The 16,103-nt window shown below is 60.2% G+C and carries 11 protein-coding genes and 2 pseudogenes; 5 read left to right on the forward strand and 8 right to left on the reverse strand.

Translation table 11 applies throughout. The features are described from left to right. Positions 1 to 115 precede the first annotated feature (115 nt). Positions 116 to 892 (forward strand): hypothetical protein, encoded by a 777-nt coding sequence (locus GGR40_RS19685; protein ID WP_429277953.1) that lies wholly within the window; start codon positions 116 to 118, stop codon positions 890 to 892. Between the two features lie 31 nt (positions 893 to 923). On the opposite strand, the gene GGR40_RS19690 is transcribed toward GGR40_RS19685, so the two are convergent. From GGR40_RS19690 to GGR40_RS19705, 4 genes are all read right to left on the reverse strand, one after another. Then, entirely contained in the window at positions 924 to 2,924 is a 2,001-nt protein-coding gene (locus GGR40_RS19690) for a UvrD-helicase domain-containing protein (RefSeq protein ID WP_429277954.1), read from the reverse strand. Then, entirely contained in the window at positions 2,921 to 4,894 is a 1,974-nt protein-coding gene (locus tag GGR40_RS19695) for an ATP-dependent nuclease (RefSeq protein WP_429277955.1), read from the reverse strand. Before GGR40_RS19695 ends, GGR40_RS19690 begins: the two co-directional genes overlap by 4 nt. 197 nt (positions 4,895 to 5,091) lie before the next feature. Continuing rightward, positions 5,092 to 5,748 carry a hypothetical protein gene (locus tag GGR40_RS19700; RefSeq protein ID WP_429277956.1) on the reverse strand — a complete coding sequence of 219 codons (657 nt, stop codon included), beginning with the start codon at positions 5,746 to 5,748 and terminating at the stop codon, positions 5,092 to 5,094. Positions 5,749 to 6,242: 494 nt separating this feature from the next. Beyond that, on the reverse strand, positions 6,243 to 7,223 hold the full coding sequence (locus tag GGR40_RS19705; protein WP_429277957.1) for a Ros/MucR family transcriptional regulator: 981 nt from the start codon (positions 7,221 to 7,223) through the stop codon (positions 6,243 to 6,245). A 371-nt stretch (positions 7,224 to 7,594) separates the two neighbouring features. Between GGR40_RS19705 and GGR40_RS19710 the strand changes: the two genes are divergently transcribed. After that, positions 7,595 to 7,780 carry a DUF6771 family protein gene (locus GGR40_RS19710; protein ID WP_429277958.1) on the forward strand — a complete coding sequence of 62 codons (186 nt, stop codon included), beginning with the start codon at positions 7,595 to 7,597 and terminating at the stop codon, positions 7,778 to 7,780. Positions 7,781 to 8,082: 302 nt separating this feature from the next. Here the strand turns inward: GGR40_RS19710 and GGR40_RS19715 are convergent, their stop codons facing one another. Continuing rightward, positions 8,083 to 8,358 carry an HU family DNA-binding protein gene (locus GGR40_RS19715; protein WP_429277959.1) on the reverse strand — a complete coding sequence of 92 codons (276 nt, stop codon included), beginning with the start codon at positions 8,356 to 8,358 and terminating at the stop codon, positions 8,083 to 8,085. A gap of 240 nt (positions 8,359 to 8,598) precedes the next feature. Between GGR40_RS19715 and GGR40_RS19720 the strand changes: the two genes are divergently transcribed. After that, the gene (locus tag GGR40_RS19720; RefSeq protein WP_429277960.1) at positions 8,599 to 8,940 is read left to right on the forward strand and encodes a hypothetical protein; all 342 of its coding nucleotides are present in this window, start codon (positions 8,599 to 8,601) and stop codon (positions 8,938 to 8,940) included. A gap of 164 nt (positions 8,941 to 9,104) precedes the next feature. On the opposite strand, the pseudogene GGR40_RS19725 reads toward GGR40_RS19720, so the two are convergent. Then, positions 9,105 to 9,886, reverse strand: a pseudogene (locus GGR40_RS19725) (IS5 family transposase). Between the two features lie 85 nt (positions 9,887 to 9,971). Between GGR40_RS19725 and GGR40_RS19730 the strand changes: the two are divergent. Beyond that, complete coding sequence (locus GGR40_RS19730; protein ID WP_429277961.1) at positions 9,972 to 10,697, forward strand: Crp/Fnr family transcriptional regulator; 726 nt, start codon at positions 9,972 to 9,974, stop codon at positions 10,695 to 10,697. A gap of 137 nt (positions 10,698 to 10,834) precedes the next feature. Here GGR40_RS19730 and GGR40_RS19735 read toward each other — a convergent pair whose 3' ends face one another. Beyond that, entirely contained in the window at positions 10,835 to 11,701 is an 867-nt protein-coding gene (locus tag GGR40_RS19735; RefSeq protein ID WP_429277962.1) for a type 1 glutamine amidotransferase, read from the reverse strand. Between the two features lie 510 nt (positions 11,702 to 12,211). Here GGR40_RS19735 and GGR40_RS19740 point away from each other — a divergent pair. Beyond that, positions 12,212 to 14,407, forward strand: a complete 2,196-nt coding sequence (locus GGR40_RS19740; protein WP_429277963.1) for a putative bifunctional diguanylate cyclase/phosphodiesterase — start codon at positions 12,212 to 12,214, stop codon at positions 14,405 to 14,407. Positions 14,408 to 14,515: 108 nt separating this feature from the next. Here the strand turns inward: GGR40_RS19740 and tnpC are convergent. Beyond that, positions 14,516 to 16,041: pseudogene (gene tnpC / locus GGR40_RS19745) on the reverse strand (IS66 family transposase). Positions 16,042 to 16,103: the final 62 nt, after the last annotated feature.

Raw genomic sequence — 16,103 nt, forward strand, 5'->3', positions numbered from 1 at the left:
AGCATCATGCCCGACGCGCTTGTGCAGGCGTCCGGGCCATCGTATTTAACCGCTGGACTCTCGTTATGATCGAGGGACTGCCGGGGGGCAGGTCACATCCCATGCGGCGTGCCTGATGTCGTTCGCCATTTCTGCTTGGTTACCAATTCTGATTGCTGGCTGCTCAGAACGAGGCCCGGAGGTGATCGCACTCTTCTCGCGCGCTTACTTCCTGCTCTTTGTGCCCCCTGTGATTCTACGTTTGAATGGCGATACTCTGCTAGTCATGGACACGTACCCGAGGCGAGTCGCCGATAATATCTTGCCACTGTCGCTGGCGGGCAGCCTGCCTGCAGCATTTCGTGAATGGCATTTTACTGGCCAGACGGTCGATCACGAGACTGCTGAGGAAACCTGCCAATTGTGCGGACAAGAAGGGCTGCGATATCATTTCGAAATCCGCAACCGGCATACCGACCGCACGCTCGATGTCGGCTCGGAATGTATCCTGAAATTTGAAGTCGCAGTCTACGACGCCGGCCGCCAGCTTGATCCCTTGGAAGCACGCAAGGCACTGGCCGATCGCATGCGCCAGATGCGTCTTGAGAGCTGCATCAGGGCTCTCGAGCGACTGGCCTCGGCCGAGCAGAACGCCATCCTCGCCAACGCCCTTGTGTACTACCGCAAACACAAGGCGCTGACGCCCAAGTACGCGAACGTGGTATTCTGGCGGCTCGAGGTCAACGCGATCGATCACGATCCCACCTTCTTTAAGGTGCGCCTCGACAAGACAAGCTTCGTCAACGACCTGCGTGACATGCAGTTGCGCAACGTGCACCGGTTCTGGAAAGCCCTGACAGCTGCCCAGCGCAAAAAGGCACTTGAGCTCAGTCACACTGCCCCCACCGGATAGCCGTTCGATCACGCCGAGGTGGGTTCGCGGATCAGCCGCGCCACACCACATTGTCGCCTACGATGTCCGCGATATTCCACTGTCGGTCGCGCAGCGTCGCGATTTCGGCTTCCGTGAACGAATCCTTGCGCATGGCGAGACAGAGCAAGTGCGAGGGCCTCGTGAGTGCGACGTAATGCTGCTTCAGGCTCTTGAGCAGATCCGGACCGCCCCTTGCCGATCCCGCCTCCTCACCGAGGATCCATCGCCTGATCCGCTTGAAGTGCGACCCCCTGAAGTGCGTATCGAACACGAGCGTTGCCAGATGGGTCTCGCCCTTAACCGAATGGATTGAGCCTACCTTGATCCGGACTTCCGGCGCTCCCGGAGGGTGAGCGAATACATTGTCGGTGCGCGCGCACACGGTTTCGGCGGTGATAGCCTCTTCCCAGGCCATGAAGGCGTCGGGGCTCTGGGCATGCGGACCGATGACAAGCCGGCTGGCGATCGTGGCGATGTGGGCGCTCCATCTCCTCCAGAGCTCCGCAGTTCCCGGCAACTTTCCCTCCGCAAGGGCCCAGCACAAATTGTGGAACCGTCTGGTCGTATCGGGATCTTCGGCAAGCAGTCGCATCAGCTGACGGTAGCGATTGGTGGTACCGGGTTGGCGGACTGCGGGATTGAGAAGCGACGACAGCCGCAGGAGGCCATCAGCGGCACTTTCCGTCAGCGGGCGCATGTCTCCCGTGGACAGGCTTTCCTTCACGCCGCGACGCAGAATTCGGATCAGCGTGTCGGGTGCGCCGCCGGCTCGTGCAAGCTGATGATCATAGCCGCTCCAGTAGTGGGCGACACAATTGGGCGAGTCCCTGGGGTTCCGGTCGCGATGGATCGCTCCAATGGCTGCAAATTCGCCTGTCGCCCTCTGCGCAGCGCTGAACCGGGCCGTAATGAGGCCGGCAAAGGCAGGCAGGACAGATGCGGCATTTTCGATGTCGAAGAACAGGATGGCGGCCTGCTGGCCCTGATCGGCCCCGGCATGGTTTCGCAGGCCAACCAGACCTGGCGGGCTGGGCGCGAGAGGATCGGCCAACGCTGCGATCTGGCTGCCGAAACGGTGGCTGTTCGAAACCGGTATGGAGATGGCCGCATCCGGGAAGCGATCGAGGTCAGCTGCCACCGCCACATCCGACGCCCGCTCGTAGATGGCCTGGTTCATGTCGCCGAAGCGCTGGCGCACGACTGGCGTATCACCTTCCATGAACAGCCGGTGGAGAAGATCTGTCTGCAGATCAGTATTGTCCTGAACCTCGTCTAGGAAAAGCATCGGGAAACGGCAGCGGACGGCCTGCGCTATCTCCGGATTGCGCTCAAGCGCTTCGCGTGCCCACAGCAGCATGTCATTGTGGCAGAAGAACCCTTCCGCCGTCGTCAGCCGGCCGGCGGCAAGAAGTGCCCGGTACGCGGGTGTTTCCCTGCCAAGATAGCCATTTCCCCAGGGTACGGCCGCAAGGTTGTGGTCGACATCCGTGATGCGCAGCCGCTTGATGCCCTCCTGGCTGTCCTGGATACGGCGTCGCAGGCCATGATCGAGTTTGAACAGACGGCGGCGCAGGCAGATGTCGTCGTCGACAGCGGTGATCTCGATGCCCTTCGACCTCAGCCAGGGCATCGCCACGAACTGGTTCACGAAAGCATGGATCGTGCCGATGAAATGGGGATAGCCGAGCAGATTGCGTCCCGATGCATCGCCGCCAAGACGCTTCTCGATTTCCGAGCGCGCCACATTGGTGTGCGAGAGCACGCACATACCGGATGTCGGCAGGGTCCAGCGCTGCGCAAGAATGGAAAGCTTGGCGACCAGCATCGTCGTCTTCCCGCTTCCGGGGCAGGCCGATACGTCGATCGATGCGTTCGCCTGCAGCACCCTCGACCGGGCGTCGTTGCCGTCGGGGCCATGGAAGGCATTGTCGGGAAACCGGAGGTTCCGGCAGGAGGCGATGATCTCCGCCTCGCTTATCGGCTGCTCGAGGATGCCGGTAATGCCGCTCACGCCGCCGCGTCTCCACCCTGCGTGGTGGCATAGTCGATCGTGTCGGTCACATAGCGCGGCAGCCTGTCCCGAAGAGCCTGCGCGCTGAGGACCTCTCGATCCGCGGCATCGTCCAGCAGCATGGCCAGGTACTGGGCGGCAATTGCCTTCGAGGCGCTGGCCCGGAACTTCCTGTAGATCCTGGTCGCCAGCTCTTCGGGATCGAGGTCGACCAGCTTGAGAAAACTCTCGCCCGATCTGGTGATGACCTCCTCGCGCGTCGTTCGCCCTTCATGGATGCGCACGTCCGCTATCGCGAGATCGGCCGCGATCCACACTTCGTGTGCGAGCCCGAACCGCGCCAGGTCGTACTCCAGCGTCCATTCGTCAGCGACGAAGGTCCGCACCGACTGCCCGTTCGCCCGCCCTTCGATGGCGACACGAAGCTCGTCCAGTTCCTCGCCCGGGAAGTCCGACTTGCAGCGCCACTTCCTTTGCGCCTTCGGGGGAAGGGTGCCATCCTCCTTCACGAGCCCGAGGATGGCGGGAGCGCAGGCGGGCATCACATCCATGTCGGTCATGCAGGCGACCGGTACCGACAGCAGGTTGTGCTCCTCGGGCGCACGGCGCTGGAATATCCGCGCATACCGACCCAGCCCCGTACCGCCGACGTTCACGACCGATACGCCGTGGCGAGCCAGATCCCTTCCGATCAGGCGCGCCAGCGTGGGAAGCAGGATGTTCTCCGCATCGCCTTCGACGATGATGACGCCGCGTGCGAAGAACAGGTTCGCCTTGGTGGCGTCAAGGAAGCGCTCGAGGAAAGCATAATCCGATGGTTCGAGGAGTGTGTGCTCCGGTCCCATGGCAAAGGCCCGCCCCTTGCGGACCATCACCAAATTCTCGAGTTTCAGCGAAGACGCGAGCGAGGGGCTGTGGGTTGTCATTACGACCTGCAGGCCGTGCTCGGCGCCGGCGTCAACGGCGGCCTTCTGTTTCAGGAAGTCGATCAGCAGATGCTGGCGCTGCGGGTGGAGGTGGGCCTCGGGCTCCTCAATCAGCAGCGCCGGGAATCCATCGCTCTCCTGGCTGAGCAGCAGCAGTTCCGAGGCCATGAACAGAAGGTTGTTGGAGCCTAGTCCGCGCTGCGGTGGCGGATCGGCGATGCCATCGTCGCGCAGGTCGAGCTCGAGCTTTTCCAGCAGCTGGCGCAGCCGGGCAGACTTGTCGCTCCGGGCACCGCTGACGCTGATCTGACCCTTGAGCAGATCGCCGTCGAAGGAGAGCCGCGCTAGATAGTCGTCATTGAGCCTGGAGCGTGCGCTTCCGATGCCCGGCTGGCCCTCGATGAGTGCGTTGGCGAAATCGCCGATTCCAAGGACGCTGAGCTCGCCCGGATCGGCAGGGTAGGATCCCGGATCGAAATCGGAGCCCGACGAGGTAATTTCCTCAGTCTGCTGCAGGATCTGGGCAAGCCGCGATCCCCGCCCGGCCGATAGTGCCTGATCGGCATCGCGCAGCGGCCGGAGGTAGGTCGCGCAGAGCAGGGCGCGGGCTGCCGCCTCCAGGTTCGGTCCGGTCCCCGTCACACCCGAGCGACACTCTACGGTTGTGAACCTGCGCGTCGGTGAACGTGATGCCGTGGTCGCTTTCCAGTTTAGGTAGAGCTGGGCCTTGCCGTCAAGGTAGGTGAGGTGCTCGAGAAACGCAGCACGGTCGCTTGCGCCAAGCGCATCGAAGCGGAGCAGGATCCGTATCTCGGTGCGGGCGGGACCGCCGTCAGGCGGCTGATGAAAGTCGGCCTCGGTGACGCGAAAGTGGTCCTGGCCCCGCGTTCCCAATACCAGCCGGATAGCATCGATGATCGCGGTTTTCCCTGAATCGTTTTCGCCTACGAGCGCAGCGATACCTGCAGGCAGGTTCAGCCGGAACGACGCATCACCTTCCCCGAAGGTCCGGAAATTCTCGACCCTAATTTCCGCAAGTCGCACGCAATCCCTCGCTGACGATACAATCGATCATGTTGTACTGGCATAGCGCTCCCGTAAGCTTGTTGCACCCTCGATCCCTCACGATTCCAACGACTTTAATGGTACCGCGACGTTATCGGAGGGGCATCGTGCCGGAACGCTGTCGCGGACGCCTGGGGTGGCCGAATGCGCGGGCGATCGCTCTTTAAGCCACCGCCTCACGCCTGCGCCTCCGGCATATCGGAGACCTCTGCTGGTTCGTGTTCGTTGGCTATCGACAGCACGAAATCCTGGTTTGCACGCTCCTGCGCAAGCCGCGCATCACGATGGGATTCGAATTCCCTTTTAAGGTTGTCTTCAAGGTTCCAGCTGCCGTCCGAAAGCTCGTACGGATCGGCGGTGAACTCCGCGTTCAGGCCAGCCGCGAGGTGAAGTGCACGGAGGCCGACCCAGGCTGCATATTCCCGTACCTTGGGGGCAGTCACATCGGGATCTCCGATGACATCCCATTCAAAACTTAGCTCAGCGCGCAACCTGTCTACTTCCACAGGAAACGCCAGCAACTGCTTGGTTGTCGCCGCGCCCAAGGCTCGCCAGTCAATGTCGGTTGAGAACGGCGGAAACTCCGGGATATTGATGATGGCCTCGCCTACTTCCCCCTCGGATACATCGTAGTTGCTGGAATCGCTGACAGCCATCGAGAGCGCATTCGCGTAGGCTTCCAGTGCCGTGCTCGCATAAAGGCGCGCGAAGGTGCGGTCCTCGCCTCTCTTCAGCCCATCTCTGATGACCGAGACGCCTTGCGTGACTACCGCTGCAAACACAGATGAGCCTGCCACCAGAGTAACAATCTGTACTTCCGTCCAATTGCTCACAATGTACCTACCGATCGAGCGGAATAGCTGCGTTCCGCCCGGTAGCCCGAAACCGTTGGGCCTGCAAAACAGCCTACGAGTTTGCAGCCAGTGAGCAGGAAGCTGCTTGTGTGGCCGCAACCAGTTAATGGAACGAGGGCTTGCTTCGCGGCAATCAACGAAAAGAGCGCCCGGTATACCGCGTCGCTGCTCCAAAGCCGATCTTCACAAAAGTCTCAGCGCCCAGCATCGAAAACGTTCGTTGGCCGCGTCCGCGAACGGCGGCTTTCTCAGACTGGCTTCTCCAAAGCTGACTGTCGCGAAAGTCCCAGGCCGGGCCATTGAGTTGAGGTGACGCAGCGGTGGAGCGAAGGTCCGCTTACCCAGAGCCGCCGCTCCAAAGGCGACTGTCGGCTAGGTCCCAAACCCGGCCACGCCGAGTAGGCCTTTCTTCTCAACAAGCCTTGCCAAAAAACAAGAGGGCCGCCCCGACGGCGACCCTCGGATGGAAACGACTATTCGGCAGTGTCGCTAAGGTTCGAAGGTGATGGGGCGTCTTTTGCTGTTCGGGCCATCCGCTTGCCGCGAGGCGCTTTGGCGTCAGCTTTGACTTTGTCACCAGGTTCTGCGGCGTTGGCTTCAGCAACATCAGAGTTCACTGCTGTAGCGTCGGTCGCAGTTCCACTTTTGAAGAGACCAAGCTTGCCACGTCGCTTGGTGGCGGGTTTCGCCGCCTCGTTGACGACACCGGCTTGGCCTTCATTGGCGGCCGCGCCCGAAGCCGGCTTTGCGGCAACAGGCTTTTCGCTCACGCCCGCCTTTGCAGGTGCCTTCTTGGGCCGCACCGGCTTTGCGCTCTTAGGCTTACCTGCGGACTTGGTCGTAGCTGCATCTGCTGGAGCTGACACAGTATCGTTCGGAGACTGAGCAGTTGCCGACTTAGAAGCCACTTTCTTTGCCGGCTTGCTTTTGGAGCTACCGCCCGACTTCGCTTTAGCGACAGGCGCCACACCAGCGGCAACATCCTGGAGCTCGGTCTGCGTTTCGGAAATGGCTGCGGTCGACGCTTCGGCAGTGCTACCGGTGCCAGTAGCCTTGCGGCTGCCAAGACCAATTTGCTCCGCGATCTCGCGGCGACGTGCGGCGAAGGTTGGTGCCACCATGGGATAAGTGGCAGGCAAGCCATAACGCTCCCGGTATGTGTCTGGCGTCAGACCGTGGCTGGCAAGATGGCGCTTCAATGTCTTGTAGGGCTTGCCATCGATGAGGCTGAGAATCTGGTCCTGCGATGCCAGGCTCTTGCGCACGGAAACCGCAGGCGTGTAGGTCTCAGGCTCGGCCTCCACCTGTGAAGTGCTGTCCTCAGTCAGCGCGCCGCGGGTGGTCCGGATAAGGCTGGCCAGGTCGTCTGCCGGAACAGTGTTATTGGCAAGATAGGCGCTCAAGAGCTGCACCGTCAGCGCTGCTACGTCAGGGGTATTTTCGGGTTCAGGCATCTTGGGCGCCCCTTCTTCATATTTGTGCGGAAATCAGGTCATGCTGCACGATGACAGCGATATAGTCATCGCGGTGAATGCAATGCTTTTCAAGGGGCAAAGGTTGCCCCCTGCTAATCAACACCAGTTCGACTGCAGATAAGGAGGCGCTCTTCCGTCTAGATCGGCACGAGCATTATGTCTTCTGCCATTGAATCCGCGGTATCCGCGCGATTGCAGTGCAGTCGATGCACAGCGCCAAGAGGCTTACTCGCTGCTTCCAGCCAGTCAGCCGCCAATGAAGTAGCCGGTTACGCCTCGGAGACGCTTTGCGCAGGAAGAGCCCCTGCTCGTTCTGGACAACCAGGGGTCATCCGCATCATAGCGCTGGAATGACCCCAGATCTTACCCCCATCATCCTGCAGGTTCTGGAGCGCGCGCCGCAGTGGATCCGGCACGACCTTGAAGCCAAAGACGCGACACTGCGCATCCGTGCGGAAGAAACACTTGCGGCGATGATTGCCAATGCTTTGCAGGAAACCGGCGAAGGTAAAAGCGCCGGTCCTGATTCCGGCTGAGTCAGGAATTTCATAGCACGTCGTCAAACCGTCAATGTCGCCATGTAGTGCGATGATGCGACCCGAAGGGCTGCGCAGCCCTTGCACTCGACTGACCCGGCCTGCCCTCAGCGCCGGGTCTTTTCGCGTCGATCCGCGGTTTGGTAGGGGCAGCCGCATGCGTGCCTGGCGTTTGAGAAGAGAGACGCCGCCAACCGCTTCAACGACCTGGCAAGAAGATTTCGAGGGTTGAGTTCAGCGCAGCTTAGATCGGCTTAATGCGAGCGGCGGCGCGGTCTCGCGACACCGCTCGCGATTGCATCTCAGCCGTTCAGCTTGTCCTTGACCGCCTTGGCGACGGTGAAAGTCAGCTTCTTTGAAGCCTTGATCGTCATCGTCTCCCCCGTAGCCGGGTTACGGCCCTCACGTTCCGGGCTGTCCTTGACCTTGAACTTGCCAAAGCCGTTGAGCGAAACTTCCTCGCCCTTGGCAGCTGCATTGCCAATCGCCTCAAAGACCGCATCGACGACCTTGCGGGCATCGGTCTTCGAGAGATTGTGATCGGCGGCGATGGTGTCGGCGAGATCGCTGTTATTCATGCGTGGTTCGTCCTGTCGTTATCTTCGTGAACGCTGATAGCCTTACGAGTTGGCTTCTGGCGCTCCTGCACCATGCAGCAAGCCTTGAAGGGAGCAAAGTGGGTGCCTTATCCGCAAGTGCGGCGACGTCCATGATGTCCACAGTCAGGGACGGAAAGAAGATAGCCTGATACCTCGGCGCGGTTCGGCATTCGTGCCGTTTCGTCGCTTCAAGCAAATCACGCCGGAAGGGCCTGCAGATTGAGCTTGTTCAATGCTGCCGCTTTTCGCCGCAGCGGACATGTGCATGAAAGCCATCAGGGCATGCAACGAGCGCAATTGTCAGAGAGCCGAGTTGCCGCCATATGCAACCCTGCCTTTCAGGCATCCTCTCCCAAACTTCTCAAGCCGGCCTCAGGGCCGGCTTTTCTTTTTCCGTCCGCTGCGTCGAACAGCGAGCGGCAAGAGATGATCATCGAGCACTTCACTGCCAATCAACACGTTTCCCGGGCGTTATCCGGCAAGTTATCAACAGCACGGCTCAACCGCCCCCATTCCCGAAGCAAACCCGAAAATCCTGGAACTGCCAATTCCGCCTCATGACCAGGCGAACAACGCTACGCCTTTCTGCCAGTTGTAGAGTATTTCTGCGGCCGCTCGCTGGTAGCGCAGGATGTTCTCAATTCCGGCAGGACGCGGTGCTGGCTGGATCAAAAGTTGGGAGGAGGTTTGTGGACTTTCCTTAAGCATGGCAGTGTTGCAGCTTGCTAGGCCGCGTTGATAAAGTCCGGTAACCACTTGCGGATTGCAGCCAGGTTCAGGAAGCTGGCGAATGACAGGGCGGTTTTGTCATATCGGGTGGCGATGCGGCGGAACTGCTTAAGCTGGCCGAACATGCGCTCGATGCGGTTGCGGTCACAATAGCGACGGAAATCGCAGGGGATGGGTTGGCGCCGGTTCGCCTTGGGCGGGATGATCGGCAATATGCCGCGCATCAGCAGGTTTTCGCCAACAGCGTCGCCGTCATAGCCTTTGTCGGCGAGTAGAGCCTTTGGCTTGGTGACAGGGATTGCCATCAGCGCATCGACCGCGCCATAGTCCGACGCTTCTCCACCGGTCAGGATGAAGCCGAGAGGGCGTCCCTGATTGTCGCAGCGGGCGTGGACCTTGCACGTAAAGCCGCCGCGTGATCGACCAAAAGCCTGCGCAGAAGCCCCCCTTTTCCGCCCACCGCCGAAACATGGCCGCGAACTATGGTGCTGTCGATCATGTGCTGCCAGTCATCCGTCAGTCCCAATTCGACCAGCGTCGCAAGGATCGCATCCCACACGCCTTGCTCGGCCCAGCGCCGAAAGCGCACATAGACCGAGTTCCAAAGGCCATAGCGTTCATGCATGTCGCGCCACGGACAGCCAACCCGCAACACGTGCAGCATTCCGTTAAGATAGCGCCGGTTATCATGAGCTGGGCGGGATTTGCGGCCACGCTCCGATGGCAGCAGTCCCGCGATCACTTCCCATTCCTCGTCCGTCAAATCACCCCGAGCCATTGCCACTCCCGCAAAGAGCAGCTTTGAATCAGAAGTCAGCCTGTTTGGGAATCCACTTTGTCAACGCGGCCTAGCTGAGGTCACAATGCTTTTTGAGCCGGTAATACGCAAGCTAAGTGCATTTGAACGCCTTTCTGAAGGCGAGGTTCATGCTGTGCGGAAACTTGGCCACGATGTTCGCGTATTTCACAGATATCGCGACATCATAACGGAAGGGGAAAGCCCCGACTTCGTCCACGTCGTGCTGGCAGGATGGGCCGCCCGGTACAGCATTCTCCCTGATGGGGGCAGAATGATCACAGCCTTTCTGATCCCAGGCGACTTCTGCGACATGCACGTGACCACGCTGTCTGCGATGGACCACAGCATCCTTGCCATCACAGATTGCAAAATCGCATTTGTACAGAAGCACGCTATCGAGGAGGTTACCCGTTCGACGGTAGCGTTGACACGGGCCTTTTGGCGTTCGACGCTCGTCGACGAGGCTATTCTGCGGCAATGGCTCGTGTGTGTCGGTCGGCGAGACGCGAAAGCAGCGTTGGCCCACCTGCTTTGCGAATTGCACGTTCGATTGCAACTCGTTGGCCTTGCGGACGATGGCGACCTGCAACTACCGCTCACGCAGACCGAGTTGGCGGACGCAACAGGGCTGACCGCGGTTCACATCAATCGAACTCTGCGGGCTTTGCGGCAGGACGGCCTCATCGATGAAGGTCCTTCCATCCGCCTGCGCGATATCGCGAGGCTGCGAGAGGCTGGCGATTTCAACCCTCAGTACCTTCATCTACGTACGCCCAACGTTATCGCCTGATGGCTTGAAACGTCCGCAACCGGGCCTTGTCAGGCGCAGATCGAGTGTAATTCGGCCAACCCGATATCCCGGCTCTATTCTGATATCGAGCGAGGAGCCGGCGTTGCACATGCAACCCTGGCCAGGTCAGCAAAGCCTCAGTCACGGTCCTCGGTGCGCATGGACGCATCGCGCAGATGCTTGATGTTGGCGAGGAAGTTCGACAGCTCCCTTCGGCGACAAGTTTCGCTGGCACACTCATCATCCAAGCCCAGTTCCCACCGGGCGGAGCGGCTCGAAGGATCTTCCTGCAGGCGATCCAGCAACCTGGCCTGCTGATCGACAGCAGCTTCGCTGCAAGCCAGGCCCTGCTCCACGAGTGCGCTTGCCTGCGCTCTCAAGGCGACGGCGATCTCTCCTGGTGCGAGCTCCGGGTGATACTGAACGCCCCAGAATACTCCGCGGTCATATCGGATCTCCGCGGCCTGCACACGAGTGGCACCATTGGTGGCCAACAGAGTGCTACCTTCGGGAAGTGCCCTCACTTCATCGGTATGGATGGCCAGAGCATCCCATGCGGAGGGTCGCCCTTCAAGCAGCGGATGCGTGAGGCCTTCCCGCGTGGCAGTGATCCGGCGCGCGATCCCTGCTTCGATCCGCGGATTCATCGCCTGCACGCTTCCCCCCGCCGCCGCCACTGCGAGTTGAAGTCCCGCGCACGATCCAAACGCCGGAACGCCCGAAGCGAACACCGCCCGCATGAAGGCAATCTGTCGTCGAACCTCGGGCGTATCCTCATAGACATGCATGGGTGAGCCGGTGACGAACACGGCATCGAAAAGTTCGATATCCTCAGCTGACAGCACATTTGCATCATGATCGGCAGGTGTAACCCGGGTGACCCGGGCATCGCCGACCATCTGCGACAGGGTTTCAGCGAACGTTTCGCCCGAGCTTCGGCCCGCTCGTTTTCGCCTTTCATCCCGTTGTTCGCTTGTCTCGCTTTCTGCAATCAGGAAGTGCAATGGGGGCTCCGGCATAAGAATCGGATGATCCCGCGCCGTCGGCGGCATCTTGAGACTAACTGGGAGCAAGCCACGAAGGTTCCGATCTGAACATCCCCGTCGAGAATGGATGATCGAGGGACTACAATGAGCGTAAAGAAAGGCGTCTAGCCCATGGTAACACCTCTTACCGCACGCCGAACTATCGCTGCCTGAGGTCCTTATTCCGGACAAACAAAGACATTTTATATCTGCAGAATAGATTTTCTGGTGCCCGTCGCAACCAGCATCGCTCGCTAGTGTTCAGCGTGTAGTTACTCAAGGACCAATCACCCAGGATCTGACAAACGAACGCACTATCAATCAGTGATAGCCAAGCATTATTAGCTAACACCATACCCCTCATAGTGTATTCTATACAATATTAATCATCTTGCGCAATCGTAACAGGTCCAACAAGGACGTATGCTTGTGTTCAGAAATGTCCGCGCGCAGGTAAGCCACTTACCAAAGTTTGTGTGGCATGTCGCCATGCCCGTCATCCTGCTGGGTAGCGTGATCGTGATGGCTGCGGTTTTCGGGATCTTGCGCGCAAGCAGTGCAAGCAATGAAGCCGCTTTGCAACGCCAGACGAGAGTGGCGCGGCTCGCGCTCTCAAGCAGCGCCGACCAGATCGCTTATGAGCAACAAACCGTCGCAACGTGGGAACAATTGCCCGAACGCCTTGCCGGGACGCAAATTGACCGCAGGTGGCTGGACGCTGAAATTGGACGCTGGCTCAGCGACATGTTCCGCCATGATATGACGTTTATTCTAGATGCCCGCTCGAGACCCATCTACGCTTTTAAAGCGGGGCACGCCGCTTCAAATGATAGCTTTGAAAAAATCGAGGCAGCGGTCTCTCCGCTGGTTCGGGCTGTTCAACTTTCCTCACCGCGTCGCGAAAGTGTCTCGGTCGGCGCCGGTCGGCGTTCGACCATGCTGACGCGTGAAACCACGATTTTCGAATCCGACGCGCTGCAGGTTGACGGCCGGCCTGCGGCAGTCAGCGTCATGCGGATCGAAAGCCCGGGAGACACCGCGGGCAAATCAAAGCCACTGATGGTGAGCGTGAGGTTCCTGGACGGCACATTCCTGAAGCAGCTGTCCGCTTGGCATCTCCTGCACGGTTTGCGCTACTCGGTAACCCCTGACTTACGGAACGGAGAGCACATGGTCCAGTTCCGTGACGATGAAGGGCGCTCAATCGGCTACTTCCTGTGGGAGCCGGAGCTACCCGGTCGACTGATCGTGCGTTCGCTGGGCCCAGGGACGGCGCTTCTAGTCATACTGATGCTGACGATGATGGCGGCGCTGTCCCGCTCCATCTGGCTTTCGAACCAGCGCCTGGCATCTACTGTACTTGACCTGCAGGGCAGCGAAGCACAGGCACAGCATCTCGCCTTCCACGATGTCCTGACCGGCCTCGCAAACCGCGCGCTCTTCCAGGAGCGCCTTGACCAGGCACTCGCACGCGCCTGGGGCGGCGAAAACTGCGCAGTACTGGCAATCGATCTCGACCGGTTCAAACAGGTCAACGACACGCTCGGGCATGCAGCGGGGGATGCTCTCATTCAGGAATTTGCCCGCAGGCTTTCAGGCGTCGTGCGTCAAGCAGACACCGTCGCGCGCATTGGTGGCGACGAATTTTGCGTGCTGATGTGCTCGATCGACGATTCCGACAGCATTCATTTCGTCTGTGAACGCATTCTGGCGACTGTTAGAGAGCCGTTCCGATTGGTCGGCAACGAGGTATTCGTCAGCGCTAGCATCGGCGTCGCAATGGTCAGCGCAGCGGGTACCGATCGCGGCGAGCTCCTGCGAAAGGCAGACATTGCCCTTCATGCCGCCAAAGCGGCAGGGCGCAACGACTACAAGTTCTTCGTATCCTCGATGGACGAAACCATCAAGTTGCGCAGCCGGATCGAGGAGGAGTTGCGCAGGGCCGTTCTGGCCGGCGACCAGTTGCAAGTACACTATCAACCCGAAGTCGATGCCCGCACGGGCGCCATCCTGGGGGTTGAGGCCTTGATCCGTTGGAATCATCCAACTTTGGGGAATATCCCGCCCCAGCAGTTCATACCGATTGCTGAGGAAACCGGGTTGATAATCGAGCTGGGCGAATGGGTGTTTGCACAGGCATGCCGGGTCGCGGCACGCTGGTCGAACCTGTTCGTTGCCGTCAACTTGTCTGCCGTGCAGTTCCGCAGTCGCGACCTAATGAGCCGGTTGACCGCGATCGTGGCCCGGGCCGGATGCAATGCATCGCAGATTGAGCTTGAAATAACCGAAAGCATTGTTCTGAGCGAGGAACTGGGAGCAGAAAGCACGATAGAGAGCCTTCGAAAAGCCGGCTTCAGGGTCGCGCTGGACGATTTCGGCACCGGTTATTCCAGCCTCAGCTATCTGCGGCGCTACAAGGTGGACAAGATCAAGATCGACAAGTCCTTCACCCATAATTTAGGCGTGGATGGCGAGGCGTCTGCCATTGTCACATCAGTGATCACGCTGGGGCATGCTATGGGCCTCACCGTGACTGCAGAGGGCGTCGAGAACCACGATCAGTCCGTTTTGCTGGCTTCGGCCGGTTGCAACGAACTTCAAGGCTTCTTCTTTGCGACTGCGCTGCCAGAAGAGGATCTGACGCAAATCCTTTCAGGGCGCGACCCGTTGCTAAGCGTGGCCTGACGGCTGTAGATCTTTGTGAAGAGGGGCTTCGAAGAAGCCGTAAGCGGTGAAAAACCCCCACGTGGCGGTGGAGCCACCCCGTCAGGTTTGGCGATGTCATTTCGGTGATCAAGCAGGGGTGACGACGTTGCTCATTTCGAACATGGTTTGCCCGGCGTTTGTATTGACCCAGTTGTATGGGAGCAGATCGTCGATCGGATCGGTGTCGGAGCGGCTGATAATTCGGGCGAGTACATCGGAGAGGTAGGCGTAGGGCTCGAGGTCCAGCATCTTGCAGGTTTCGACCAGCGAGGCGATCGCCGCCCAATTTTCGGCGCCGAGTTGGTGGCCGGCGAACAACGCATTTTTCTCTGGAGAGTCACTGGCCTGATAGCCCGTTCGGCGGCGTTGTTGTCGAGCTCGATCCGTCCGTCGTCGAGGAACCGGCTGAAGCCCGCCCAACGTTTCAGCGCATATTACATCGCGTCGCTTGTCGCCGAGCCAGCCATGATGCGGGGGCTGACGGCAGTGAACCAAGCATGGAGGCTATCGATCAGCGGACGGCTTCGCTCCTGCCGTACAGCAAGGCGCTCCTCGGGCGGGCGACCACGGATGTCCTTTTCGATTCCGTAGATCCTGGCGATGCGCTGCAACGCATCCTGCGCGATCGGAGCATCACTGCCCGCATCGACAAACTTACGTCGCAGGTGCGCCCAGCAGTAGGATTTCCAGACGCCAGCATTGGCGCGGTCATCCTTGCCGAACTGGTCGTAGGCTTGCCAGGCATCGACCTGCAGGATGCCGTGGTAGGCTCCCAGCAGCTGTCTGGCCCACATGGCCCCGCGGCCGGGCATATAGGTGTAGAGCGCCAGCGGCGGATCGGCACCGCCATGGGCCCGGTCGTCACAGACGATGACCCACATGTAGCCGGTTTTGGTCTTGCCGGTCCCCGGTGCCAGCACCTTGACGGTGGTTTCGTCGACGAACAGCCGTGATCGTGCAAGTGCATCCACGCGCATCCGGTCGACGATCGGCTGCAGCGCCGCAATGCCCCGGCCGACCCAGTTGGCCAGCGTGGCGCGGCTGATCTCGATGCCCTGCCGCGCGAAGATCTTCGACTGGCGATAAAGCGGAAGGTGGTCGCAGTACTTGTTGATGAGAACATCGGCGATCAGCGCTTCGGTCGGCAAGCCGCCCGGCACCACGCGCGCCGGTGCCGGAGCCTGGTGTACGCCATCGGTACAGCACCGGCACGCATAGCGCGGCCGGATAGTCACCATGACGCGGTGCTGCGCTGGGATGATGTCGAGCCGTTCCGCACGGTCCTCACCGATCTTGTGCAGCGCGCCGCCACAGGCGCATTCCAGGCTGTCGGGTTCGATCACCACCTCGAAGCGCGGCAGATGCGCCGGCAGCGATGCGCGCTGTGTGTCGGCGGGCCGGCGTTTGCGAGGTACGAGGCCATGACGCTCGATTTCTTCGTCTGTCTTGTCCTGCAGGCCCTGGGCCTCACCAAGGGCCACGGCCTGGTCTTCCAGCGCGAGTGCGAGCTGATCGGCAGGAAGCTTTTCCGACCGCCTGCCGAAGGTCGTGCGGTTGATCAGTTTGAGGATATGCTCGAGCCGCGCTGCGCGGGCGCGCTCGGCCAGCAGCATCACCTTGAGCTGCTCGACGTCGTCGGGCAGCTCGTCGTATCCGGCTTCTGCGCCGGTCGCTG

This window comes from Novosphingobium gossypii (genome assembly GCF_050433305.1).
GTDB classification, from domain to species: Bacteria; Pseudomonadota; Alphaproteobacteria; order Sphingomonadales; family Sphingomonadaceae; genus Novosphingobium; species Novosphingobium gossypii.